Origin of the sequence: Rhizobium rosettiformans W3 (genome assembly GCF_004912135.1) — a bacterium.
In the GTDB taxonomy this organism is placed as follows: Bacteria; Pseudomonadota; Alphaproteobacteria; order Rhizobiales; family Rhizobiaceae; genus Allorhizobium; species Allorhizobium rosettiformans.
The window spans coordinates 25,352-47,288 of the sequence record NZ_STGU01000017.1; the positions used below are offsets into that span (position 1 = coordinate 25,352).

The following is a 21,937-nucleotide window of genomic DNA, read 5'->3' on the forward strand; positions in this document are numbered from 1 at the left end:
CAACCCTGCCCCGCTGGCTCAGCCGGATCGGACCTTTGAAGCCGCCCGCCCTTTGCCGGTTCCTGGTCGCCCGCATCGAAGGGCAGACCGGCACGGGCCGGAACCGCTTCGGCAGCCACGGAAGGAACAGACATGGCCAAGCCCGCCACCTCCAATCGCTCCACCGCCCGATCGACGCAATCCCGGCGAGGGACCACCCTCGAGATGGTCCGCCTCTCCTGCCCGGACACCATCCAGGCGCTAAAAATCGCCGAAAGCTTCGGCACGGCCATCGTCGACAGCGACGGCATCCGCAGCCTGCATGAGCGGCTGATCGTCGAAACCGCCGAGAGCCTCTCCGATGGCATCGGCGAGAAGGCCATGCAGATCCATCTGCAGCGTATCGTCGGAGCCTTCGTCGGATCCGCGCATGGCGCCGGGCAGTTTTACTCCCGCGCCGTCACCGAGGCGCGCGACGCGACCGCCAAGGCGTCGAACGACGCCCGCGATGAGGACCTAGACGGTCCGGTCGGCTATGACAGCGCGGCCCAGCGCAAGCGCGAGTTCGCAGCCGACATGGGCGTCCAGTCCCACGCGCTCCGAATGGCAGCCGAAGGCGCGGTTGCTGCCTACGAGCATGTGGTCGGCGAGACCTGGAAGCCCTTCGACCGGCCGGTCGAGAACCCCGGCGCCTCTCTTGATCGCAAGGCTGCCGAAGCGCAGATGGCGGCTCTCGGATAACACCACCGGCGGTGATGACCCCGCCCCTTTCTCCTCCCCGGGGCCGGCGCCAGACAGCGCCGGCCTTTTCCTTGTCGAAAAGTAAAGCTGGAGACGTACCTGTCGCGGCCTGTCCCGCTCGGCGGTCCTGCAGGAGCCGGGCACCCAAGCAACGGCTTCGCCGTCCTCCACGCTGTTGCGGCCGTTCCGGTGCATGGGCGCACCATCGGCCCCTGACTTCAGACCTCCGTGACGGACCGCGAAAGACGCGGTTCTGAGAAATGGAGAAGGAAGTCATGGGCAGGAAAACGGATAACGATCGCATCGACATCTATACGAGGATCACCGAACGGATCGTAGAGGATCTCGAACAGGGCGTGCGCCCCTGGATGAAACCATGGAGCGCCGCCAACACGCATAGTCGCATCAGCCGGCCGGTGCGCCACAATGGCCTCCCCTATTCCGGCATGAATGTGCTGCTCCTGTGGTCAGAGCAGGTATCGCGCGGTTTCTCCTCCTCGATGTGGATGACCTTCAAACAGGCCCTCGAACTGGGCGGGGCCGTGCGGAAAGGCGAAACGGGCTCGACGGTTGTCTTCGCCAGCCGGTTCACCAAGTCGGTGGCCGACGGAAACGGCAATGATGTCGATCGGGAAATCCCGTTCCTGAAGGCGTATTCTGTGTTCAATATCGAGCAAATCGATGGTTTGCCCGACACCTATCATGCCCCGCCGGCCAAGGTCCGGGATCCTGTCGAGCGAATAGCGCGCGCCGATCTCTTCTTCCGCAACACCGGCGCCGTGATCCGGCACGGCGGCAACCAGGCCTATTATTCGCCGATCAAGGACGTTATCCAGATGCCGCCCTTCGAAGCGTTTCGCGATGCTGCTGGGCACGCGGCCGTCCTCAGCCATGAGCTGACCCATTGGACAGCGGCGGCGCATCGCGTCGGACGTGATCTCTCGCGCTATACCAAGGACCGGACGGACCGTGCCCGCGAAGAGCTCATTGCCGAGCTTGGAAGTTGCTTCCTTTGCGCCGATCTCGGCATTGCGCCAGAGCTCGAGCCGCGGCCCGATCACGCGTCCTACCTGCAGTCCTGGCTATCGGTGCTGGCCAACGACAAGCGAGTGATCTTCCAGGCGGCAGCCCATGCGCAGCGCGCGGTGAGTTTCCTGCATTCCCTACAGCCGGAATCGGAGGTGAAGGCTGCGGCCTGACGCTCAGGCGCGGTCGTCACCGCCTGTGGCGACCGCGTGCTCCTCATCACGTTCGTCCTTGAGACCTTGTGCGATGTCACCGCCCAGCCTTCCCCAGATTGACGGTTTTTGAGCGTCGAGTTTGGGTTTGCGGGATGGCTTGCGCTCAATGATGAACGGCTTTGTCTGCTGGCGCATTGATCCTCCAGGCTGCGATTCGCGAGTGCAACGATATCGCACAGTGTAAGCTGGGCAAGCGGGTCTACCATGTGAGGGCTTCCAGTCCCCGACTGAAACAAGCAACGACGGCAGAAGTGGGGGATGGCGCAAGAACATTAGTGCCCGGGCGAGTGCGTCGGAACACCATTGCCATATCCCTCACGTCAGAGTTTTCAGGCAGCCCATCTGCGGGCTCGATGAGGCATGTCTGACCGGAGTCCGGCTGCGCCTCGATCGTCTTCCCGCAACGACAAGGCTCAGATTTCTTACCCCGGAAGGCTGCGCCTTCCTCCTCTCCCGCTAACAAATCTGCGACTTGCCGCCCTCCATTTCACTACGGCCCTATTGGGTGCGGTCCGATCGTCTCCGGTCTTGTCGACTGCCATCGAGGCCGCGATGGGCGCGGCCCGAACACCAGAAAAGGAATACGACAATGGCTACCATCGGCACTTTCACCTCCACCGAGAATGGCTTCACGGGCTCGATCCGTACACTCGCCCTCAACGTCAAGGCCCGCATCGCCCGGGTCGAAAACCCTTCCGAAAAGGGCCCGCAGTTCCGCGTCTATGCGGGTACCGTTGAGCTCGGCGCCGCTTGGCAGAAGACCTCCGGTGAGGGCCGCGACTACCTCTCGGTCAAGCTCGACGATCCGAGCTTCCCGGCTCCGATCTACGCGACGCTCGCAGAGGTCGAGGGCGAGGATGGCCTCCAGCTCATCTGGTCCCGCCCGAACCGAGACTGATCAGGATCACGAGGCTCCGCCATCGGCGGAGCCCACTCTCCTGCCGGAGAAGTCAAAGCCGGATCTGGCATCGAGCCAGGCCCGGCTTTTTTGGTGGCATACTGTGAACGGAGAAGCTGCTCAGAATGCATGATTGTGCCAAGCGGCGACACCGGCCTCGAGGATGAGCGGTTCCCCCAATTTGCTCCACCTGCCCTCAAGGGCAGCTTCCGCAAATCGGCTCCCCCACTCACCGGCTCTGCCGGTCGCGCATGCGATCCTTGACCCCGCCATCCCCTCTCGGACCCGCCTGTCATCTTTCACAAACGTCAAGGAGACGAAGATGACCTACGAACTCGAAATCCAGATCGAAGAACTGCGGGTCGAGCTGCGCAACGCTGTTGATGGCGCCGAGCGTCGCCAGATCGAGGCCGAACTGGAATGCGCTCTGGCGGAGCTGATCGTCGCGGCTGCCGAGATGGAGGGCCTGGCTGAGGCAGAGCCGCCTTTCTGACGGCGGTGATCTCTACCAACCCCTCCACCGTGCGACCACGAATACATTATTTACACCAATGCTGTATATGCTGTATAAACAGCACTGAGACCCTTTGACCCTAATCGTATTGAGGCTGGCCACATGACAAGCAGGAACGGCTCCTACACGACAAGCGACCTTTCTCGGAAATCCGGAGATATCATCGCCGAGGCACTTCGACACCCTGTCACCATCACCCAACGCAACAAGCCGAGATTGGTGTTGCTGAACATAGACGATTACGAACGTCTTATGCGCCAGTCGGATCGTCGCTCTGTAGGCAGACTGGAGACAATGTCCGACGAGCTGTTTGCTGAATTTGAAGAGGCCGTCGATGGCTACGCCCAGTCTGATGAGACGAGTCGATGAGCGTATATGACAAGGTCCAGACGGCTGCGGTAGTTCGATATCCATATCTGTGGAGCCATGAGGCAAACGAGGGAGAAACGGAAGGGCGCAAGAACCGTCCTGTGGCTGTCGGCGTGCGGATCGCGAGGTCGGGTGGCGATCTTGTCCTGTTTTTTCCGATCACGACAAAGATGCCCGACCGAAATCGTTTTGCCGTCGAGATCCCGACCATCGAAAAGCGACGCGCGGGTCTTGATGCAGATCTTCCACTGTGGCTCATCCTGGATGAGTTCAACAGCGATATCATAGGCCGGTCATTCTATCTGGAGCCTGAGCCTCCGCTTGGTCACTTCAGCAAGGCATTCTTTTTGCCGCTTCTGCGCGAATTTATTGCCCGTCGAAAGTCCTTTGCGGAAGTTAGCCGATCGAGATAGCGGAGTGTGGACAGCAGGGTCTCCGTTCGAGAAGACCAAGGTCCGCCCTCACACTTTCTTTTGCCAGCGGCAGTATCGTCGAGAGTTTATTGCGAGCTGACACAGCCTATTGCCCGATATCCCCGGCGGCGTTTTTGCCTCAGGAGTTCAAGGAAGAGGTCAACAGCGGCCTGTTCCTTTTCGAACTGATGAGTTTTCATCTGACCGTTCGTCCCAATCCGTCCCCATCGCCGCGTCAGGCATGCCTCCCCAAACAGGTTCGGCTCGATCGACATCGCGTAAAAGCGGGCCATTTTTTTCTTGGCGTCCGTCCTCTCTACATAGAGCTTATATGGCTGACTGATCATGCCGGCATGATCGTGTTTGTTCAAATCGAGGTCCAACGAGAGTTTTGAATCGCTCGGGCGTGATCGATTCATTTTCGTGATCTGGCGATGCAGTCGTGTTTGGGTTGTCCGCCTTCGGCATGCGGCTTTGGGGCCGGCACCAGACGGTCCGGTTCTGAATACCAAACCGAATCAAGCTGCAGTTCGAGTCCGATAGTGCCTGCAGCCACATCGAGCGGGCCACTCACTTCTCAAGGCTGGCGTGCTCACCTGCGCCAGCCCGTTTTAGCACTTGTTGAAGCAGCACCACATTCACTGCACGCCTGCAAGGGTCCCGGCCATCCCGAGCACCGCGGTGCCGAGGAGGACCGTCATGACCGACATTTTGAGGCGGAAGATCGCGATGATTGCCAGAAGTGTCAGTACGACTGAGGCCCAGTCGACTGAAGACAGCACGGGCACTTGTATTGAGAGCAGCTCAGCTTGGAATGTCGCCACCTCCGAAAACAGGACATGCAGGCCGAACCAGATCGCAAGGTTGAGGATCACACCAACGACAGCGGCCGTTATGGCTGCCATGCCGCCGGAGATAGCCACATTGCCGCGCAGCCGCTCAATGAACGGCGCGCCGAGAAATATCCAGAGAAAGCACGGAACAAAGGTCACCCAGGTCGCAAGGATAGCGCCCAACGTTGCTGCCTGTAACGGATCAAGCCCGCCTGCATCGCGATAAGCGCCAAGGAAACCGACGAACTGTAGCACCATGATCAGCGGTCCCGGCGTCGTTTCCGCCATGCCGAGCCCGTCCAGCATCTCGCCGGGCCGTAGCCATTGGTAACTCTGCACCGCCTCCTGGGCCACATAGGCGAGGACCGCATAGGCACCGCCAAAGGTGACGACCGCCATCTTGCTGAAGAAGACGCCGATCTGCGTAAAGACGTTGTCGGGGCCGAGTGTGACATAAAGTAAGGCCACGGGCGCAAGCCAGAGCAGCAGAAGCACCACAGACACCCTCAGCGACCATTGGAGGTTGGGCCTCGCATGCGCGGGCATAGCCTCGCCGAGAGCAGAATCCGCGTCAGACAGGATTTTGCCTGCCGCCGCCTTGTGTCCGCCTGCAATCGAAAACCAACCGTGCCCGGTCTTTGCTCCGAGATAGCCAAGAATGCCCGCCGCAAGGATGATCACGGGAAACGGGACTTGGAATGCGAAGATTGCCAGGAAGGCCAGAGCGGCGATCAGCACCATGGCCGGGCTTTTCAATGCCCTTCCACCAATCCGGAAAACAGCCTGAAGAACGATCGCGAGGACGGCAGCCTTCAAGCCGAAGAACAGCCCCTCAACCACAGACACGTCGCCATAGAGGACATAGACGTAGCTGAGCGCAAGGATGGACAGAAAGCCGGGCAGGATGAAGAGTATCCCCGCCATAAGTCCGCCTGCCGTGCGGTGCATCAGCCAGCCGAGATAGACGGCAAGCTGCTGCGCTTCAGGACCCGGAAGCAGCATGCAATAGTTCAAGGCATGCAGGAACCGGTTCTCGCCGACCCATTTCTTCTCGTCGACGACAATCCGGTGCATGACCGCGATCTGGCCGGCGGGGCCACCAAAGCTCAAGGCTGCAACGCGCAGCCAGACCTTGAATGCCTCAATGAACGGAACACCGTGTTCTGCCGGCCTGCGCGATGGTTCTGCAGAAACAATCGTGTCCGACATCTCAGTTGCCTTTCTTTCCAGCAGGCCAGTCGTGTGTTTCGCCGGTTGCATCGCGGCACCAGCGATAGAATGCGTCGTAGAGCGTCATTCCGGCCTCGAGTTGTTGAAGGTCGTCGTTAAACATGCGCGACAGTCCGAGTGATGCGGCGAGCAGGCCCGCCACCTCGGGCGCAAGATCCGGCCGCGCCGTATCGGCACCACGGACGATCGTCGCCAGGTGGAGGAGCGGTGCCATCGCAAGTGCGAACTCCTCGATCATCACGTCGAAAGTGCAGAGCTCACCCCGGTGGCTCCAGAACACATCGTCGACATCGAATGGCGTTGCGCCAAACCGCTCTGCGACGGCGACCACCTCGCCGGGCGCGACAAACAGAAAGACTGCACCGGGATCGATAAAGCGCCGGATCAGCCAGGGGCAGGCAATGCGATCGATCTTCGGCCGCGAGCGCGTCACCCAGACCGTCCGGCCCTGAGCATCGCGCTTCGGCATCTGACTCGTCGGCATTAAAGGCAGAGCCGTGGCCTTCCAGGCCTCGAAACCGCCTTCAAGGACTTCCGCAGCAGTTCCTCCCGTTCGCAAATAGGCGGCAACACCGTGGCTAAGCTTCTTGCCCTTCTGGCAGATGATCACAACCGGACCATTGATCTTCTCTCCCGCCCATGAGTCGACGTCTTCATGAGAACGGCGACGAGAGCCTGGAAGCAGCCGCGGATCGGCCTCAAAATCCTCGTCGGTGCGCACGTCAATAAGCACCGGGGCGCTCGGCGTACCGATGAGGCGGCTTAATTTTTCAGGTGAAATTTCAAGAAATGACGGCATGGCGCGTCCTCCGTTAGCCGGTTTGATGGACGCGATTCTTTGGCATGGCGCCTCGTGGGGCGATCGCGACCCCATAGCGACTGTTTAACGTGGTTTTGCAGACTGTCAATTCTCAGGCTGCCAACCGGAGGGGGCATTTCGCGCCTTTTTTGCATCTGGCACAGGTGGGAGTAACGTCGGCATTTGGGGCTGGGGCAGTCGCCGTGTACGTCTACTATAAAGGCGCAAAGCTGCCCCTTATCTTCCGCCAGCAATGTCCACTTAGGGCCGACAGTGGATCGCCGCAATCGGTGATGAGCACTATCGTCGGGCTTGGCGTACATGAGCACGGTCGTTGATCCCTTAAAGTCGGCCGTTGCCTCCCTAGATCGGTGTCTCACGCTTGTCGTTGCGCAACGCCCATGAAAAGAAGACGACGAACCATCACGGGAGACGCAGATGGAAGGCGCTATCCAGATTGATAACCGCGGGGACTTCGGTCTCTGGGCAATCGAGGTGGCCAAGTAGATTGTCGCAGATCAGGGGTATGAACTTGCGCGTGCTGCTCGCGATGGCTCCGAGAACGACGTTCGCGTCGCTGGCAACGCTCTTGACCAATCAATCACTAACGCGATGATGGAGGTTTTCGACGAACTGACCGAAGGGGTCGCCGACGAGTGGACGGCTTTTCGAAGCATGACGAGAATTCCCGAAATCACGCCCTGGCGGTCGTCGCTACGCTGATTTCTCCGATGCTCTTCATTGTTCATGTGCGGGCGCTTCGCGACGCTGGAACCTGCTCTGCTCAACGCAAGCCTTCATATCGTTTCGCCGGAACCAGATGGCGCGGCCGCATCTCAGCGGCGGGTTCCCAGCCGTGAAGACGATCTGCTCGTCCGCCCTCATGCGCAGCACTTCGTGCGGTTGGATGAGTGGCCGAGCGGCAAGCTGCTTTGACCGGGTCCGCGAAGAGCCACGCGACTGAAAGCTGCGGCTGACCTGGTCGATCTCGACCGTCGTCATGCCGCAGCGGCGAGAGATGTAGTCTGCTGTTTCCGGATCGTTGATGGCCGCGAAACTGATCCAGCTTGCGCTCTCGAACCACTTGCTCGAGGCGTCGCGCCCGCCGTAGGTTTCGCGCAGCTGGCCGATCGACTGATAGATCATCGTCAGCGTAATGCTGTACTTGCGGCCGGCGTCTCGGGCGGTCTCCAAAATACGCATGTAACCGAGACGGGCGACCTCATCGAGGAGGAACAGGGCGCGGCCGTCCATTGCGCCGTCGCGGTTATAGATCGCGTTCAGAAACGAGCCGATCACGACACGCGCCAGTCCGCTATGGGTCTCCAGTGTCTTGAGATCGATGTTGATGAACACGTCCGTTTTGCCAGACGCGATATCCTCGGTCCGAAACGTCGAACCCGAGACCAGCGCCGCGTAGTTCTGGTATGAGAGCCAGTGCGTCTCCTTGATCGCATTGGCGTAGACGCCGGAAAAGGTTTCCGGTGTCATGTTGACGAAGGCGGCGACGTTCTCTTTCACGAAGGCCGAGCCGGAGTTGTCGTATATTTCCTGCAAGCGCTTGCGCAACTGTGGCTCAGGCTCTGCAAGATTGGCTCGGACCTGACGCAGCGTTTGCTTCTCCGTCGGTGTGTGACCGGACAGGCAGACATCGGCGATGATTGCAGTGAGGAGTTGCAGGCCTGAGGCACGGAAAAAGTCGTCGCGGACGCCACTCGCGCGACCGCTATCGCTCATGATCCACGAGGCGACAGAGGCGATATCCTCCTCTTTCGTGCCGCCATGCTGGCCGACCCAGTCGAGTGCGTTGAAGCCAGTCGCGGGTTTCCGCGGATCGAGGATCCTGACACGCCTGCCCGCCTCTTCCCGATGTTTCGACACCATCGGCGCGACCTCGTTCGACGGATCGAGCACGATGAGCGATCCGCCCCACTTCAACGCTGTCGGGATCGTCACCGAGGTCGTTTTGAAACCGCCCGATCCCGCAAAGACGATGCCGTGCGATGAGCCGAATGAGCCGTCGAAGCAGAGCAGCGGGGACTTGCCTCCGGCACCCCATGTGTCCTTGGTGTCGGCACGAAACGACACGCTGGCAACGCTGTCGCGGTCGACGCGATACCGCTCGCCGACTACAATGCCGCCAGTTGTCGGGAACAGCTTGTCGGCTTCGACAAGTGTCATCCAGTCGGCCTCGCCGTGCAGTGCACGTTTACCAGTGATGCGTTTTGGCGCAGCCCGCGCGAAAGCGGCGTTGCCAACGATCGCCACGCGCACTGCGAAGCAGCCCGACATCAGTGCTGCAGCAGCGCCGATCATGGTCGATGGATCCATATAGGACAGCGCGGATTTGTCCGCTGGTACCTGGGAGGAAAGCGCTGCAAGTCGCACGCCTTCCCGCACGCACGCCGTCAGGATAACTGCGGCGTTTCCTACAGTAGCACCGAGGCTCGCGGCGCGAATGCTGGCTGACCCGGCCGCTGCGAACAGGAAAATCAGGCCGAGGGCGGCAGCCGCCACGTATGGCGCAGCGACCCCTGCCCGTCCCAGGGCAAGCTTTGCAGCCTCGGTCTTTCCGAAGCCGGCAAGCCAGGTCTCGATGCCGGTGAGAGCGAACAGAGCCGCGCCCATGACGGCCACAGGCAGAAGAACGAGAACGATCTTATTCGCCTTCATTGCCGAACACCTCCGCCCCGATCGCCGTCAATCGTGATCGCTCATGGCCGTCGGAGTTCAGCCGGCGCTGCAGGTCTATCAATGCGCCGAGCAGAAGCGCCCGCTTCTCGAAGCGCAGACCCGCTTTGACGATAAGGCCCCCGAGCTCGATCTTCTCGCGCGTGTCCTTCTTGCGGGCGTCCGATGTCGTGGTCCTCGCCATGCGCTCAAGCCTCGCCAAGGCTGCCCGGAGCCTCGCCAGCCGGGTTCGCCGAAGCCTGCCCGGCGCCCGTGCTTCCTCTCCCCTTCCCGTTCTGTCCGGAGCTTTGTGCTGTCGGCCCGCTGCGAAACCGTTTCGCCAGTTCCTCAAGCGCCGCCTGAAGTTCGCTCTCGTCAATCTCGAATTCGCCAAGACCAGCGCGCAGTGCGATGCGGCCGATCCGTTCGGCCTCCCTGGTTTCTGCTGCCTTGAGCTGATCCTGGAGCTTGGCAATTTCTTCGCGGATCTTGGAGGATGGTTTCTTCATCTTTGGATTGTCCCTGTTGCCTGCTTGTTGTGGTTCACGCTGCGAGAGTCGTTCAGATCGGCGTGCCAATCTACTAACAGAAATGCGAGTAGGCGGAGCCTACGCTTTTGAGCATCATCCCGTCCGTTCGCAAGGACGGATCCGAAGGGCGCAATTATACGTCGCTGATGCGACGCTTTGCTTTTGGACCCTCGCGGGGCCTTCCGATCCTCACGAACACGTTGATTTTGTTCGAATGAAGGAGCTAGCCTGGTCATGGCCGTCCCGCATTTTTCAGTCAGCATCGTCGCCCGCGGCTCCGGCCGCAGCGCCGTGCTGTCGGCGGCCTACCGGCATTGCGCCAAGATGGACTATGAGCGGGAAGCAAGGACGATCGATTACACCCGCAAGCAGGGCCTGCTTCATGAGGAGTTTGTCATCCCGGCCGATGCGCCGGAATGGTTGCAATCGATGATTGCCGATCGGTCTGTCTCGGGAGCGTCGGAAGCGTTCTGGAACAAGGTTGAGGAGTTTGAGAAACGGTCTGATGCGCAGCTTGCAAAGGATGTCACCATCGCCTTGCCGATAGAGCTGTCGGTCGAGCAGAACATCGAGCTCGTGCGGGATTTCGTGGCAAGACACATAACGTCCGAGGGCATGGTGGCCGACTGGGTCTTTCATGATGCACCAGGCAATCCGCACATCCATCTGATGACAACCTTGCGGCCGCTTACCGTAGACGGTTTCGGTGCGAAGAAGGTGGCCGTCGTGGGACCGGACGGCAAAGCGCTGCGCAATGACAACGGCAAAATCGTCTATGAGCTCTGGGCGGGTGGGCTCGATGACTTCAACGCGTTTCGCGATGGCTGGTTTGCCTGCCAGAACCAGCATCTGGCACTTGCGGGCTTCGATGTCAGGATCGATGGCCGGTCCTTTGAGAAGCAGGGAATTGAGCTGACGCCCACCATCCATCTTGGTGTTGGCACGAAGGCGATCGAGCGGAAGGCGGTCGGTGCGGAGGAGAAAGCTGCGCTCGAACGGCTGGAGCTGCAGGAAGAGCGGCGAGTAGAGAACGCCCAACGGATCCAGCGCAATCCAGCGATCGTTCTCGACCTGATCACGCGGGAGAAGAGTGTCTTCGACGAACGCGATGTCGCCAAGGTCCTACATCGCTATATCGACGATGCGGGCCTCTTCCGAAGCTTGATGGCGCGCATCCTGCAATCTCCTGAGACCCTTCGGCTTGATCGCGAGCGAGTGGACTTTGCAACCGGAGTTCGGGCGCCGGCGAAATACACGACGCGCGAGCTGATCCGTCTTGAAGCCGAGATGGCGAACCGCGCGATCTGGCTCTCGCAGCGGTCTTCGCATGGCGTCCGGCAACCGGTGCTCGAGGCGATCTTCGCGCACCATGAACGGCTCTCCGATGAGCAGAAAGTCGCCATCGAACATGTCGTTGGTGTTGAGCGGGTTGCCGCCGTGATCGGCCGCGCAGGTGCTGGCAAGACTACGATGATGAAGGCGGCGCGTGACGCCTGGGAAGCGGCCGGCTATCGCGTCGTCGGTGGTGCGCTTGCCGGCAAGGCGGCTGAAGGTCTGGAGAAGGAAGCGGGCATCGTATCCCGTACCCTGTCGTCCTGGGAACTCCGCTGGGATCAGGGTCGCGGGCAACTCGACCACAAGACGGTTTTCGTTCTGGACGAGGCTGGCATGGTGTCGTCGCGGCAAATGGCGACGTTCGTCGAAGCTGTCACCAAAGCTGGCGCCAAGCTCGTGCTAGTCGGCGATCCGGAGCAGCTTCAACCGATCGAAGCGGGTGCTGCCTTCCGCGCTATTGCCGATCGCATCGGCTATGCCGAACTCGAAACAATCTATCGCCAGCGTGAGCAATGGATGCGAGACGCATCGCTCGATCTCGCGCGCGGCCATGTCGGCAAAGCGATTGCAGCCTATCAGTCGAATGGCAAGATGATTGGCTCAGAGCTGAAGACGGATGCGGTCACCAACCTCATCGCCGACTGGAACCGCGACTACGATCCTGCCAAGTCCACATTGATCCTTGCGCACCTGCGCCGTGACGTCCGCATGCTGAACGAGCTGGCGCGCACAAAGCTGATCGAGCGCGGCATTATCGAGCACGGTTCGCCGTTCAAGACAGCCGACGGTGTTAGAAGCTTTGCAGCCGGCGACCAGATCGTCTTCCTGAAGAACGAAGGCGCGCTTGACGTCAAGAACGGCATGCTGGGCAAGGTGCTGGAAGCCACACCGGGTCGGATCGTGGCGGTGATCGGCGAGGGTGATCATCAGCGGCAGGTCACGGTCGAACAGCGCTTCTACAACAACGTCGATCTCGGCTACGCGACCACGGTGCACAAGAGCCAGGGTGCAACGGTAGACCGGGTCAAGGTGCTGGCCTCCCTCTCGCTGGATCGTCACCTCACCTATGTGGCGATGACCCGTCACCGTGAGGATCTCGGCGTCTATTACGGCCGCCGATCCTTCGCCAAGGCTGGCGGTCTGGTCGAGATCCTGTCGCGCAGGAATTCCAAGGAAACGACGCTCGATTACGCCGGCGGCAGCATCTACGGCCAAGCCCTGCGCTTTGCCGAGGCGCGCGGCCTTCACATCGTCAACGTTGCCAGAACCGTCGCGCTTGACCGTCTCGAGTGGACGATCCGGCAGAAGCAAAAGCTGTTCGATCTCGCCGGCAAGCTTGCGGCCATCGGCGCCAAACTCGGCCTCGCAGCATCGACGGCCAATACCGTTCCCACTGCAGCAAAGGAGACGAAGCCCATGGTGGCCGGTATCACCACCTTCCCAAAAACGATCGATCAGGCCGTCGAGGACAAGCTCGCCGCAGACCCAGCGCTTAAGAAGCAATGGGAAGAAGTCTCGATGCGCTTCATCCAAGTCTACGCCCAGCCGGAAAGCGCCTTCAAAGCCGTCAATGTCGATGCGATGTTGCGCGACCAGGCAGTTGCGGAAAATACCATCGCCAGAATTGCCAGCGAGCCTGAAACCTTCGGTGCCCTTAAGGGCAAGACGGGTCTACTCGTCAGCCGCAGCGACAAGGTCGACCGGGACCGGGCGCTGAAGAATGTGACACCGCTCGCGGACAGCATCAGCGACTATCTCCGCCAGCGTGGCGATGCCGAACGGCGAAATCACGCCGAGGAGCTGGCAGTCCGCAGGCAGGTCGCGCTGGAGATCCCTGCCCTCTCATCCAATGCGAAGACCGTGCTGGAACGCGTCCGTGATGCCATCGACCGCAACGACCTGCCTTCGGGTCTTGAATACGCGCTCGCCGACAAAATGGTGAAGGCTGAACTGGAAGGTTTCGCGAAGGCGGTTACCGAACGTTTCGGAGAGAGAACCTTCCTGCCCCTGGCTGCGAAGGATGCCAGCGGCGAGGCATTCCGGCGCGTGACTTCAGGCATGAATGCTGCCCAAAAGAGTGAAGTGCAACAGGTCTGGAATACGATGCGGACGGTGCAGCAGCTGTCCGCCCATGAGCGCAGCGTGACGGCGCTCAAGCAGGCGGAAGCATTGCGCCAGACGAGATCCCAGGGGCTCTCTCTCAAATGAAGATGCGCCATCGACATAAAGAGCTCTTGCGCATGAAGCGGCTCGTTTGGTTCTATCGGATCAGCAGCGTCGGCCTGTTCACACTTGGCCTCATTGTGCTGCTCGGAGGTCAGGGCTTCAGGTTCAATCTGACGCCGAGCGAACCGCTGGGCCTGTGGCGGATCGTCGAGCCTGATCGTCCGGTCCTTGTTGGCGATCTCATCTTTATCTGCCCACCCGCCACCGGCGAGATGCGTGAAGCGCGCGCGCGCGTGGATATCTGCGTGTCGGCCTCTGCGCCGGCCGCGTAGCGCCTCTGATCAAGACGGTCGTAGCGACATCTGGACATGTGATCGAGATCCATGACGATGTCCGCATCGATGGTCGGCCACTTTCTCACTCGCGTGTTGCACGGACCGATGGCCAGAGGCGTGAGATGGTGCACTACGATGGCGGTGTCGTTCCGCCTGGCGCGGTCTTTCTCCATTCCGAGTTTCCGGGATCCTTCGACAGCCGGTACTTCGGCCCTCTGCCGATGGATGGAATACTCGGCCTGGCGCAGGAGGTCTGGACCTATGCGCCCTGATCTCTTGCGGAATGTTGCCCTCGTCGCACTGTCCACCAGCGCGGGATGGATCGGTTGGAGTGGTAATGTGCTTCTCTTGCCCGTCGCAGCTGCTTTTCCCGTGTTCTGGTCCCTGACACGCACGCGTCTGCAGGCAACGGCGATCTCTGCTGCCTACTTCCTCGCGGCATCGAGGGGTTTGCCGCAGGGTGTGGCGAACTTCTACTCATCGGATATCTGGCCGGGTTTCCTGCTCTGGCTTATCGCCTCTTCCGCGTTCGTCACGATCCATTCTGTGCTATGGACGGATCGAAAGGGGTGGCAGAAGTCGTTCCGATACATGGCCGCATGCGGCGCAATGGCGGTCCCACCATTCGGTATCCTGGGATGGGCACATCCGATCACAGCTGCTGGCGTTCTTTTTCCTGGCTGGGGATGGTGGGGTCTTTCGGCGATGGCAGCCGGCCTGGGCGTCATGACGACGCGGTATCGGCCGGCTGCAGCCACGGCCATGATTGGCTTCTGGCTCTGGTCCGCCGCTGAGTGGACTACGCCGATTCCACCTTCGCCGTGGATGGGTGTCAATCTGGAAATGGGTGCATCCCTCGGCCGCGAAGTGGGCCTCCAGCGGCAACAGGAACTGATCGACATCGCTCGCGCCCAACCGGCGGGCACAACGGTCGTGCTGCCAGAAAGCGCTCTCGGCTTCTGGACGCCGACGGTTAGCCGCGTCTGGCAGCGATCTCTCACTGGAACGGGCATCACTGTCATCGCGGGAGCGGCAATCGTCGACAGCCAAGGCTACGACAATGTGCTCGTAAAACTGTCGGCTGATGGGAGCCAGGTTCTCTATCGGGAGCGGATGCCTGTCCCCGGATCGATGTGGCAACCCTGGCGGGGCTTGACCGGCGAACAAGGCGGCGCACGGGCGCATTTCTTCGCAAACCCGGTCGTTGAGGTCGGCACTGCAAAAGTCGCGCCACTGATCTGCTACGAGCAGCTCCTCGTTTGGCCGCTGTTACAATCGGCGTTCCACCGGCCCGAGGCCATCGTCGCAGTCGGGAACGGCTGGTGGACTGCGGGGACGTCGATCATCGACATTCAGCAGGCGAGCAGCGAGGCCTGGGCACGCCTGTTCGATCTTCCTCTCGTCATCTCATTCAACATCTGAAATATGGAGCTCGCATGCTGGATGCTGCGCTGATCAAGGAATGTGCCGACCCATCGTTGAAGCCGGTGATCGTCGAGCAGTTCGTCCAGGCCGTCGGCTCGGAGGACCCGCTTGCGATCTCAGTGAGGTCCAGCGGCCGACTGATCCTTGTTCCCAAACCAAAAACGCCCGAGGAGGCGATCGAGATCGTTCACCAGAACATCGGTCACTCCATCGTTCGGGTCGGCCTCACTCAGATCCCCGCGGGCATCGGGTTAAAGGACGCGTCGGAGCTCAAGGTCGATCTCGTCGATCCCTGCAACAATTTGCGGACGGGTACGGCAATGTTCGCCAAGATCCTTCGTATCGTTGCGAAGTGGTATGGAAATCCAACCAGCGAGGAGGTGTTCCCGCAGCTGTTCGACGATGCGATCCACGCCTGGCGAACCGGCAAGTTCGAGGGTGAGAGCGTGTTTCAGGCTGAGGATCCGGGTGGAGCGGTCGTGCAGCGAGCGGCGGTGGAGAGTGACGATGCTGCTGAAGGTGAGGAAGACAACACCATATTGAAACCGGAGGAAAATCTGATCGAACCGGACGACGCTGGTATCCGAATCGACCTGACGAGGATCGGCGGTCAGAAGTGACGGGCTTAAGTTTGGTCGCTCTTTAAATTAAAAATGGACGGCGCTACACTTTAAATTAGACGGGGCATGAGTTAAGAATGGCCGCATGGCCGATGACCCGAGTTCAAAGTCACTGATTGATCGTAAAGCACTCCCTCTCGTGGAGACAGCTCTGGCCGATACCCGTGTCGTTTTGATATCCGGGCCTCGGCAGGCTGGCAAGACGACGCTCGCGCGCATGTACTCGGGCAGGGATCGACCATATATCACATTGGATGATGCGGGCACCTTAAACGCCGCCAAAGCCGACCCCACAGGTTTTATACGCGGGATCAAGCGAGCGGTTATCGACGAGGTCCAACGAGTCCCCGATCTGATGCTCGCAATTAAGGCAAGCGTGGATGACGTTCAGGAGCCGGGACGGTTTCTGCTGACGGGCTCCGCTAATCTTGCGACCATTCCGGCCATTGCCGACTCGCTCGCCGGCCGAATGGCAGTCATTCCGCTTCTTCCCTTTGCGCAGGCTGAAATCCGTTCAAGTCCGGGCCTCATGCTCGATCGATTGTTTGCGGGGGAAGAACCAGTCATCGATGGCGAGGTTCTTCTGGGCAAGGACCTGATGAGCATGGTTCTGGCTGGCGGCTACCCTGAAGCATTGAGGCGAACCACGTCGGCCCGGCGCGTCTCGTGGCTCGAAGACTATGTCAGTCTGATCCTGGATCGCGACGTGCGCGACATTGCCAACATCGATCAGCTCGATCGTTTGCCACGCCTCTTGAATGTCCTTGCGGAACATGCCGGCCAATTGATCAACAATAGCAGCTTCGGTTCGGCGCTGGGATTGTCCGGGGTCACCGCTCAGAAATACATAGCCATCCTGGAGCGGTTATTCCTTGTCAAAACTTTGGTGCCATGGTCGAACAACCGGCTCAGTCGGCTTGTCAAAACGCCAAAGCTCCATTTCATCGACACAGGACTTCTAGCGGCGTTGCGCGAAGACGAGTTGGCGAGGCTATCCGACGACAAGACCCGATTTGGCGCCCTGCTAGAGAGTTTTGTCGTCTCCGAACTGATGAAACTTGCATCCTGGTCGGAGAGACGCGTATCGTTTTCGCACTATAGAACGAAGGATCTGGATGAGGTCGATATCGTGATTGAGGATCGGCGGGGCCGGATCATCGGTATTGAAGTGAAGGCGTCTGCGACCATCAAGGCCGATGATTTTCGCGGGTTACGTCAATTGCAGGCAGCGGTCGGGGATCGTTTCGTGCGAGGCCTCGTCCTGCACGATCATGACCGCATAACGCCATTCGCCGAACGCCTTCAGGCGGCACCCCTCTCAATCCTCTGGTCGATGTGAGGCCAATTACGAGGCTTATGAGATTTTGCCCGGTGGCAGCGGCAGCGAGAAGCGCTTTGCGTTGATCACCGTAGCACCAAGTTCCGAAAGTCTGGGCGGTCGGCCGAGTGCCGGGTGTGCCGCCGTCCAAATCTCTGCAAGCTCGACCATGCGAACTGTGACCGACGGATAACCTGCAACGATCTCCTCTGTGGTCGCGCCTTGGGCTTTCATGGCTGCAACCATTCTAACAGGAACGCGGGTCTTCTTGAATACGGGTTCGCCGCCACCGACGCCCCTGACACGCTCAACAGCATTTTCGGCCTCACGAAGGGACAATTCGATCTCCAGCCTCTTTGTCGGGGGTGACCAGTTCGACATGACTCACTCCGAGCGCCTGGGCGATTTCATAAAGCGTGACGATGGACGGGTTTCGCTTCCCCCGTTCGAGACCGCTCAGATATTGCTGGCTGAAGCCCGAGCGCGCTTCGACATCCTCCTGCGTCAGGCCTTTTTCCCGACGAAGGCGGGCGAAGTTTCGACCGACCAGCTTGCGCATATCCATGCGCTGAAGATCACCGTTTACATACTTTAAGTTTATCAACTATAGTATATAAACGGTTGCTATATCGGCTTGCCCCGCCGCACGTCGGATTTTCAAGACGGTTTACATAGACCGCATATGGGCAGTAACTGGATCGATCATGTCAAAAACAACTGCAGCTGGGCCTGTGTCTGCCAATAAACTCATATTGCGTCCACTTATCGGTTTGATGAGTGATCAACCGCCTGAGGAGATCGAACGCCATGTTGTGCGGGAGATTGAGAAGCATCGCCGCTTGCGCAACGACGCAGTGATGCTCGAAGCGAAAGTCGATGCCGCAACAGACTCAGACACGGCGCGCGAGGCAAGCCAAGACTACATACAGGCGATGATTGCCGTGCATGCCCAGCAGACGGTCGTGTCCACGCTTCTCGACATTCTGGGCTATATTCCAGACATGCCGAGATCAAAGGGACACTAATTCAGATAAGGCCGAACTTTGTGGCCATGGCTGTCGCCTGCGGCAAGGTCGTCGCGCCCAATGCCGCCTTGGCATTGCGAACGAAGAACGCGACATTGGCATAGGTGGTGTTCTCGATGATCGCGATCGCACGCATCGATTTGCCCTCGGCCGACCATCGCAGGCAGGTTAATTCATCCGCCTTCAATCGAATTGGCGTTCGAAAGGTTGGCTTCGCTCCCAGGCCTTCGAGCCTCGTATGCAGTTGCGCGACTGCCGAAGCCGCAAGGACCGGGTTTAGCTGTTGTCCTTGGGCGAAGTCCGCATCTGCTGAGGCAAGTGTAAGCATCGCCATACGTCCAAAGCCCGCCCTGATCGGAATGGTAATCCCTGACCGGATTCCGAACTCCCCGGCCTCTCCGTAGAAGGCCCTGCGCTCCTTGCTCATTCGCATTGATGCTTCATTGGACCACGCGAAGGCCTCAAGCTTATCGCGCGCGTTTCGCACGACCGGATCAATCAAGGCATATGCTCTTTCGAGATATCGCTGCTGCCATTCGATGTCATAGTTTGAGATTGCCGTGTGGGTTTCTGCCTGAAGGCTCAGATACGCATAGGCGCCAAAACCTGCCTCCTGACTGAGTTTTTCCAGGGTGGCCCTCACTGCAGCTTCGTCGTGAGCCAGGGCGACCTGCTCGGTCAAACGGTCAAACCATTGATTCAATTCACAGCCTCCTTCGACTGAGGGTATGACTGCACCACAGTTGCAGTCATCTAGGGATGCCCTTGGCTGAGGGCGCGATAGCTCCGAGTCAAGTCGCCGCACACGAGCATGCGGCTTTGAAGTTGACCATTAGATGATAGTTTTTAGCCATGCAAGATTGCATTAGGTCATAACGATTCAATCTGTCTGTGGCATTTGCAGGGCAGGCCTGTTCGGCTAGTCGCGATACGCGGCTGGAAAGACGATGTCCTGATCTACCAATACGTTGAATTTGTAGCCCGGCCGTATCCTGACCGTCGGCTGGACATTCAGATTTTTCGAGATGCTTTGCTCGGCCACTCGGCCGAAGCTCTCGGCAAAATTCCGACGGGCCGCGTCGGACGCGGTATCCTGCGTTGCGAGTGTCGAGCTTTCAGGCATCGACACATCTATGCCTGTGCCGATGATGGCAACGAGCGCGGCAGAGCCAAACGTACGCCAGAGGTGGCGATCGACCTTGTCCTTGAAGCCGCCATAGCCCTCCATGTCCGTGCCGGCCATGCCACCGAGCTGAAGTGTCGATCCATTCGGGAATATGAGGTCCGTCCAGACGACCAATACGCGCTCCTGCCCGAAAGATAACTTGGAATCGTAACGACCAAAGAGTTTTGTCCCCTGCGGAATGAGCAGCCGGTAGCCCGTGGCGCTGTCATAGACATTCTGGCTGACCTGTGCCGAAATCCTGCCCGGAAGGTCGGAGTTCAGGCCCGTGATCATAGTCGCAGGGATGACAGACCCACGCTTCAGCTCGTAGGGCGAGAGCTGCGGGACCACCTGGTTTGGCAGGTAGCCAAGATCCTTGATGTCCTGGTTGAAGAAGTCTTCCTTTGAGGTCTGGCCGTTTTGATCGACGTTCTGTCCGAGTAATCCGGACTTCATCGCGGCGCTGTAAAGATCGGATGCGCTGTTCGTCATGGAATTGAGCGGTTGACGGGCATCGATTGCGGTTTCCGACGAGCTTCTCTGCACTTCGGACACATCTACCTTGAGCGGGGAGTCTAGCGCTGTTGCGCGAGCCTGCATGCTTGCCATTCGCTGGCGCTGTGCCTCACGCAGAATCTGCTCATCTTGTTCGCGCTTAAGCCGCGCTCGCCACTCAGCCTCTGGCTCGAGTTGCGTTCTGCGTTCCGTTCGGGTGACTTCTTGACGTTCCACCACCGGCTCTCTCACGCGCTCACGCTCGTTAACGACAGGTGTCGGCTGGAATACTGTCCGTTGGTCCGGCTCACCGATGATTCCATCGGATACGCCACGCTTCAGCTGATCGCCAAATGAAGTGGCAGGCGCAGTGGTACCGGTGTCGAGCTCGTTTCCCCGGTTGAGGGAAAGGCCACGCCACGAAAGGCCGATGATGACCACGCCGAAAAACAGAACAATGATGACTATAGCGACGATGATTGGCAGGCGATTGAGGCGTCGCATGCTCTGTTGATCGTCAGAACTACCCCCCGTGCCGAGCTGGAGCGATTGAACCATTGTCTCGCCTTCCCTCAGTTTCGCTGCATGACCGAAAGCGGACTGGCAGGTGTCGCGCCTGATGACGTCGCCGTATAGACCCGACCAAGCGCAACGGCTGGTGTGCTGACTTGCGCCAGTACTTGACCGTCGAAACTGTCGATTGACCACGTAAACTCGACAGGCTTCTGATCCTTACCGACTTTCTCATCGGTAGCGACCGTGTACCCCCATCCCTTTAGCGCGGCCTCAAGAGCGGCGGCGTATTCGGAGGTATCTTTTTCCATTTTGAGCGTAGTGGCGCCAGCCCGGCCGACCTGTTCGGCGAGGCGGCTCGCCATATCGCCGGCGATTGCGCTTGCGGTGGCCCCTGTAACAGAAATCGGAGTGGCGCTTGTGGTCTGCATTTCATCCGCAGTCTGGCAACCGGAAAGGATGGCAGTGATGATGATGGCGGCAAGAGACTTGTTCATCGGTCAACCTCCGCGCCGGATGGTGATCTTTTGCTGGCGCCAACCAACCCCGGAGACAAGCACGGCTTTGTCGACGGCGTAGTCGACGATCATCATGTCGTTCTTCATGCGGTAGTTGACGATGCGGTTCTGGCCGCCGCTGACGACGAATAGCACCGGAGCGTCCTGCCCAGAGATGGACCGTGGAAACTGGATGTAGGTTTTGACGCCATCGGAATAGACGCGCTTCGGCCGCCATGAGGCTCCGCCGCTAACCGAATAGGCGAAGTCCAGCTTATCTGGAGCAGTTCCGGGAGTGCCGCCAGTCTCGAGCCGGGCATTGATGTCAGCCAGCTTGGTCGACACATCTTCCGGATACTCGAAGCCGATCCGCGCCATATACTGGCTGGGATGGGATTTAAGCTGGATATGGTAGGTTCGTCGAGAGGTCGTGACGACCATTGACGTGACGAGGCCGGCCTCGGACGGCTTGACGATCAGGTGGATCGCCTGTCCACCGGTTGCCCCAGACGTCGCCGGTTCTACCTTCCAGCGGACCGTGTCACCGACAAGCACGTCTCGGACGATCTCGCCACCCTGCAGCTCGATGTCACAAACCTGAAGCGGCGAGCACACAACCGAGGGCTGGGTTTCGCCGAACAGAAAGATCACTTTGCCATCAGGTCCCGTCGTGACTAGACCCGGCGTCCCCCGCCACTTCCGCGAGAGGTTGGTCCCCTTCACCTCGTTCGACGTCATGCTCTGTGCGGCCGCGCAATCCGCGAGGACGAGTCCCACCATGCAGCCGACGGCAGCGATCAATCCTGTTCTGTGCATGTCAATTCCC

General features: G+C 59.7%; 25 protein-coding genes and 2 pseudogenes. 14 read left to right on the forward strand and 13 right to left on the reverse strand.

Annotated features, from left to right (window positions below):
• Positions 1-132: 132 nt before the first annotated feature.
• Positions 133-720: a hypothetical protein gene (locus tag FAA86_RS21135; RefSeq protein ID WP_136542979.1), complete on the forward strand. Its 588-nt coding sequence runs from the start codon at positions 133-135 to the stop codon at positions 718-720.
• 275 nt (positions 721-995) lie between these two features.
• On the forward strand, positions 996-1,919 hold the full coding sequence (locus FAA86_RS21140; protein WP_136542980.1) for an ArdC family protein: 924 nt from the start codon (positions 996-998) through the stop codon (positions 1,917-1,919).
• Between the two features lie 3 nt (positions 1,920-1,922).
• On the opposite strand, the gene FAA86_RS24705 is transcribed toward FAA86_RS21140, so the two are convergent.
• A complete protein-coding gene (locus tag FAA86_RS24705; RefSeq protein WP_167495055.1) occupies positions 1,923-2,096 on the reverse strand; it encodes a hypothetical protein in 174 nt (57 codons plus the stop codon).
• A 454-nt stretch (positions 2,097-2,550) separates the two neighbouring features.
• Between FAA86_RS24705 and FAA86_RS21145 the strand changes: the two genes are divergently transcribed.
• The 4 genes from FAA86_RS21145 to FAA86_RS21155 all read left to right on the forward strand — a co-directional run bounded on the left by FAA86_RS21145 (position 2,551) and on the right by FAA86_RS21155 (position 4,155).
• Positions 2,551-2,859 (forward strand): DUF736 domain-containing protein, encoded by a 309-nt coding sequence (locus tag FAA86_RS21145; RefSeq protein WP_136542981.1) that lies wholly within the window; start codon positions 2,551-2,553, stop codon positions 2,857-2,859.
• 322 nt (positions 2,860-3,181) lie between these two features.
• Positions 3,182-3,352 carry a hypothetical protein gene (locus FAA86_RS24710; protein ID WP_167495056.1) on the forward strand — a complete coding sequence of 57 codons (171 nt, stop codon included), beginning with the start codon at positions 3,182-3,184 and terminating at the stop codon, positions 3,350-3,352.
• Between the two features lie 123 nt (positions 3,353-3,475).
• Positions 3,476-3,742 carry a type II toxin-antitoxin system prevent-host-death family antitoxin gene (locus tag FAA86_RS21150; RefSeq protein WP_136542982.1) on the forward strand — a complete coding sequence of 89 codons (267 nt, stop codon included), beginning with the start codon at positions 3,476-3,478 and terminating at the stop codon, positions 3,740-3,742.
• Complete coding sequence (locus tag FAA86_RS21155) at positions 3,739-4,155, forward strand: hypothetical protein (protein WP_027488996.1); 417 nt, start codon at positions 3,739-3,741, stop codon at positions 4,153-4,155. Before FAA86_RS21150 ends, FAA86_RS21155 begins: the two co-directional genes overlap by 4 nt.
• An 86-nt stretch (positions 4,156-4,241) precedes the next feature.
• Here the strand turns inward: FAA86_RS21155 and FAA86_RS21160 are convergent, their stop codons facing one another.
• The 3 genes from FAA86_RS21160 to FAA86_RS21170 all read right to left on the reverse strand — a co-directional run bounded on the left by FAA86_RS21160 (position 4,242) and on the right by FAA86_RS21170 (position 7,017).
• Positions 4,242-4,574: a WGR domain-containing protein gene (locus FAA86_RS21160; RefSeq protein ID WP_167495057.1), complete on the reverse strand. Its 333-nt coding sequence runs from the start codon at positions 4,572-4,574 to the stop codon at positions 4,242-4,244.
• A gap of 219 nt (positions 4,575-4,793) precedes the next feature.
• Positions 4,794-6,197: a chromate efflux transporter gene (gene chrA, locus FAA86_RS21165; protein WP_136542983.1), complete on the reverse strand. Its 1,404-nt coding sequence runs from the start codon at positions 6,195-6,197 to the stop codon at positions 4,794-4,796.
• Position 6,198: 1 nt separating this feature from the next.
• Positions 6,199-7,017 (reverse strand): chromate resistance protein ChrB domain-containing protein, encoded by an 819-nt coding sequence (locus FAA86_RS21170; protein WP_136542984.1) that lies wholly within the window; start codon positions 7,015-7,017, stop codon positions 6,199-6,201.
• 438 nt (positions 7,018-7,455) lie between these two features.
• Here FAA86_RS21170 and FAA86_RS25025 point away from each other — a divergent pair.
• Positions 7,456-7,740, forward strand: a pseudogene (locus FAA86_RS25025) (hypothetical protein).
• Between the two features lie 15 nt (positions 7,741-7,755).
• Here FAA86_RS25025 and traG read toward each other — a convergent pair.
• From traG to traC, 3 genes are read right to left on the reverse strand one after another with little or no spacing between them, the layout of a single operon-like run.
• The gene (traG, locus tag FAA86_RS21180) at positions 7,756-9,690 is read right to left on the reverse strand and encodes a Ti-type conjugative transfer system protein TraG (RefSeq protein WP_136542985.1); all 1,935 of its coding nucleotides are present in this window, start codon (positions 9,688-9,690) and stop codon (positions 7,756-7,758) included.
• The gene (gene traD / locus FAA86_RS21185; protein WP_136542986.1) at positions 9,677-9,892 is read right to left on the reverse strand and encodes a type IV conjugative transfer system coupling protein TraD; all 216 of its coding nucleotides are present in this window, start codon (positions 9,890-9,892) and stop codon (positions 9,677-9,679) included. The genes traG and traD overlap by 14 nt, the downstream gene beginning before the upstream one ends.
• A 4-nt stretch (positions 9,893-9,896) precedes the next feature.
• Entirely contained in the window at positions 9,897-10,196 is a 300-nt protein-coding gene (gene traC, locus FAA86_RS21190; RefSeq protein WP_136542987.1) for a conjugal transfer protein TraC, read from the reverse strand.
• Positions 10,197-10,451: 255 nt separating this feature from the next.
• Here traC and traA point away from each other — a divergent pair, with 255 nt between their 5' ends.
• From traA to FAA86_RS21215, 6 genes are all read left to right on the forward strand, one after another.
• The gene (gene traA, locus FAA86_RS21195; protein WP_136542988.1) at positions 10,452-13,760 is read left to right on the forward strand and encodes a Ti-type conjugative transfer relaxase TraA; all 3,309 of its coding nucleotides are present in this window, start codon (positions 10,452-10,454) and stop codon (positions 13,758-13,760) included.
• Between the two features lie 32 nt (positions 13,761-13,792).
• Positions 13,793-14,050: a S24/S26 family peptidase gene (locus FAA86_RS25215; protein ID WP_377344667.1), complete on the forward strand. Its 258-nt coding sequence runs from the start codon at positions 13,793-13,795 to the stop codon at positions 14,048-14,050.
• Positions 14,051-14,088: 38 nt separating this feature from the next.
• Positions 14,089-14,325, forward strand: a complete 237-nt coding sequence (locus FAA86_RS25220) for a S26 family signal peptidase (protein ID WP_377344665.1) — start codon at positions 14,089-14,091, stop codon at positions 14,323-14,325.
• Positions 14,315-15,475 carry a conjugal transfer protein TraB gene (locus FAA86_RS21205; RefSeq protein ID WP_136542989.1) on the forward strand — a complete coding sequence of 387 codons (1,161 nt, stop codon included), beginning with the start codon at positions 14,315-14,317 and terminating at the stop codon, positions 15,473-15,475. Before FAA86_RS25220 ends, FAA86_RS21205 begins: the two co-directional genes overlap by 11 nt.
• Positions 15,476-15,489: 14 nt before the next feature.
• Positions 15,490-16,098, forward strand: a complete 609-nt coding sequence (locus FAA86_RS21210) for a TraH family protein (RefSeq protein WP_136542990.1) — start codon at positions 15,490-15,492, stop codon at positions 16,096-16,098.
• 85 nt (positions 16,099-16,183) lie between these two features.
• Positions 16,184-17,437, forward strand: coding sequence for an ATP-binding protein (locus tag FAA86_RS21215; protein ID WP_136542991.1), 1,254 nt, complete (start codon positions 16,184-16,186; stop codon positions 17,435-17,437).
• Positions 17,438-17,452: 15 nt separating this feature from the next.
• Here FAA86_RS21215 and FAA86_RS21220 read toward each other — a convergent pair.
• Positions 17,453-17,752: pseudogene (locus FAA86_RS21220) on the reverse strand (DUF433 domain-containing protein); the annotation flags it as partial.
• Positions 17,742-17,981 (reverse strand): helix-turn-helix domain-containing protein, encoded by a 240-nt coding sequence (locus tag FAA86_RS21225; RefSeq protein ID WP_136542993.1) that lies wholly within the window; start codon positions 17,979-17,981, stop codon positions 17,742-17,744. The gene FAA86_RS21225 and the pseudogene FAA86_RS21220, both read right to left, overlap by 11 nt.
• A 139-nt stretch (positions 17,982-18,120) precedes the next feature.
• Between FAA86_RS21225 and FAA86_RS21230 the strand changes: the two genes are divergently transcribed.
• Positions 18,121-18,441 (forward strand): transcriptional repressor TraM, encoded by a 321-nt coding sequence (locus tag FAA86_RS21230; protein WP_136542994.1) that lies wholly within the window; start codon positions 18,121-18,123, stop codon positions 18,439-18,441.
• 1 nt (position 18,442) lies between these two features.
• On the opposite strand, the gene FAA86_RS21235 is transcribed toward FAA86_RS21230, so the two are convergent.
• From FAA86_RS21235 to trbG, 4 genes are all read right to left on the reverse strand, one after another.
• On the reverse strand, positions 18,443-19,144 hold the full coding sequence (locus tag FAA86_RS21235) for an autoinducer binding domain-containing protein (RefSeq protein WP_246035156.1): 702 nt from the start codon (positions 19,142-19,144) through the stop codon (positions 18,443-18,445).
• Positions 19,145-19,360: 216 nt separating this feature from the next.
• Positions 19,361-20,659, reverse strand: a complete 1,299-nt coding sequence (gene trbI / locus FAA86_RS21240; protein WP_136542995.1) for an IncP-type conjugal transfer protein TrbI — start codon at positions 20,657-20,659, stop codon at positions 19,361-19,363.
• Positions 20,660-20,673: 14 nt separating this feature from the next.
• Positions 20,674-21,111, reverse strand: a complete 438-nt coding sequence (gene trbH, locus FAA86_RS21245; protein ID WP_136542996.1) for a conjugal transfer protein TrbH — start codon at positions 21,109-21,111, stop codon at positions 20,674-20,676.
• A gap of 3 nt (positions 21,112-21,114) precedes the next feature.
• Positions 21,115-21,927 (reverse strand): P-type conjugative transfer protein TrbG, encoded by an 813-nt coding sequence (gene trbG / locus FAA86_RS21250; RefSeq protein ID WP_136542997.1) that lies wholly within the window; start codon positions 21,925-21,927, stop codon positions 21,115-21,117.
• Positions 21,928-21,937 lie beyond the last annotated feature (10 nt).

Bases quoted from the DNA above. Each gene is read 5' to 3' on its own strand.
- FAA86_RS21135 (WP_136542979.1), top strand. From the start codon at position 133: ATGGCCAAGCCCGCCACCTCCAATCGCTCCACCGCCCGATCGACGCAA.
- FAA86_RS21140 (WP_136542980.1), top strand. From the start codon at position 996: ATGGGCAGGAAAACGGATAACGATCGCATCGACATCTATACGAGGATC.
- FAA86_RS24705 (WP_167495055.1), bottom strand. From the start codon at position 2,096: ATGCGCCAGCAGACAAAGCCGTTCATCATTGAGCGCAAGCCATCCCGC.
- FAA86_RS21145 (WP_136542981.1), top strand. From the start codon at position 2,551: ATGGCTACCATCGGCACTTTCACCTCCACCGAGAATGGCTTCACGGGC.
- FAA86_RS24710 (WP_167495056.1), top strand. From the start codon at position 3,182: ATGACCTACGAACTCGAAATCCAGATCGAAGAACTGCGGGTCGAGCTG.
- FAA86_RS21150 (WP_136542982.1), top strand. From the start codon at position 3,476: ATGACAAGCAGGAACGGCTCCTACACGACAAGCGACCTTTCTCGGAAA.
- FAA86_RS21155 (WP_027488996.1), top strand. From the start codon at position 3,739: ATGAGCGTATATGACAAGGTCCAGACGGCTGCGGTAGTTCGATATCCA.
- FAA86_RS21160 (WP_167495057.1), bottom strand. From the start codon at position 4,574: ATGAATCGATCACGCCCGAGCGATTCAAAACTCTCGTTGGACCTCGAT.
- chrA (WP_136542983.1), bottom strand. From the start codon at position 6,197: ATGTCGGACACGATTGTTTCTGCAGAACCATCGCGCAGGCCGGCAGAA.
- FAA86_RS21170 (WP_136542984.1), bottom strand. From the start codon at position 7,017: ATGCCGTCATTTCTTGAAATTTCACCTGAAAAATTAAGCCGCCTCATC.
- traG (WP_136542985.1), bottom strand. From the start codon at position 9,690: ATGAAGGCGAATAAGATCGTTCTCGTTCTTCTGCCTGTGGCCGTCATG.
- traD (WP_136542986.1), bottom strand. From the start codon at position 9,892: ATGGCGAGGACCACGACATCGGACGCCCGCAAGAAGGACACGCGCGAG.
- traC (WP_136542987.1), bottom strand. From the start codon at position 10,196: ATGAAGAAACCATCCTCCAAGATCCGCGAAGAAATTGCCAAGCTCCAG.
- traA (WP_136542988.1), top strand. From the start codon at position 10,452: ATGGCCGTCCCGCATTTTTCAGTCAGCATCGTCGCCCGCGGCTCCGGC.
- FAA86_RS25215 (WP_377344667.1), top strand. From the start codon at position 13,793: ATGAAGCGGCTCGTTTGGTTCTATCGGATCAGCAGCGTCGGCCTGTTC.
- FAA86_RS21205 (WP_136542989.1), top strand. From the start codon at position 14,315: ATGCGCCCTGATCTCTTGCGGAATGTTGCCCTCGTCGCACTGTCCACC.
- FAA86_RS21210 (WP_136542990.1), top strand. From the start codon at position 15,490: ATGCTGGATGCTGCGCTGATCAAGGAATGTGCCGACCCATCGTTGAAG.
- FAA86_RS21215 (WP_136542991.1), top strand. From the start codon at position 16,184: ATGGCCGATGACCCGAGTTCAAAGTCACTGATTGATCGTAAAGCACTC.
- FAA86_RS21225 (WP_136542993.1), bottom strand. From the start codon at position 17,981: ATGGATATGCGCAAGCTGGTCGGTCGAAACTTCGCCCGCCTTCGTCGG.
- FAA86_RS21230 (WP_136542994.1), top strand. From the start codon at position 18,121: ATGTCAAAAACAACTGCAGCTGGGCCTGTGTCTGCCAATAAACTCATA.
- trbI (WP_136542995.1), bottom strand. From the start codon at position 20,659: ATGGTTCAATCGCTCCAGCTCGGCACGGGGGGTAGTTCTGACGATCAA.
- trbH (WP_136542996.1), bottom strand. From the start codon at position 21,111: ATGAACAAGTCTCTTGCCGCCATCATCATCACTGCCATCCTTTCCGGT.
- trbG (WP_136542997.1), bottom strand. From the start codon at position 21,927: ATGCACAGAACAGGATTGATCGCTGCCGTCGGCTGCATGGTGGGACTC.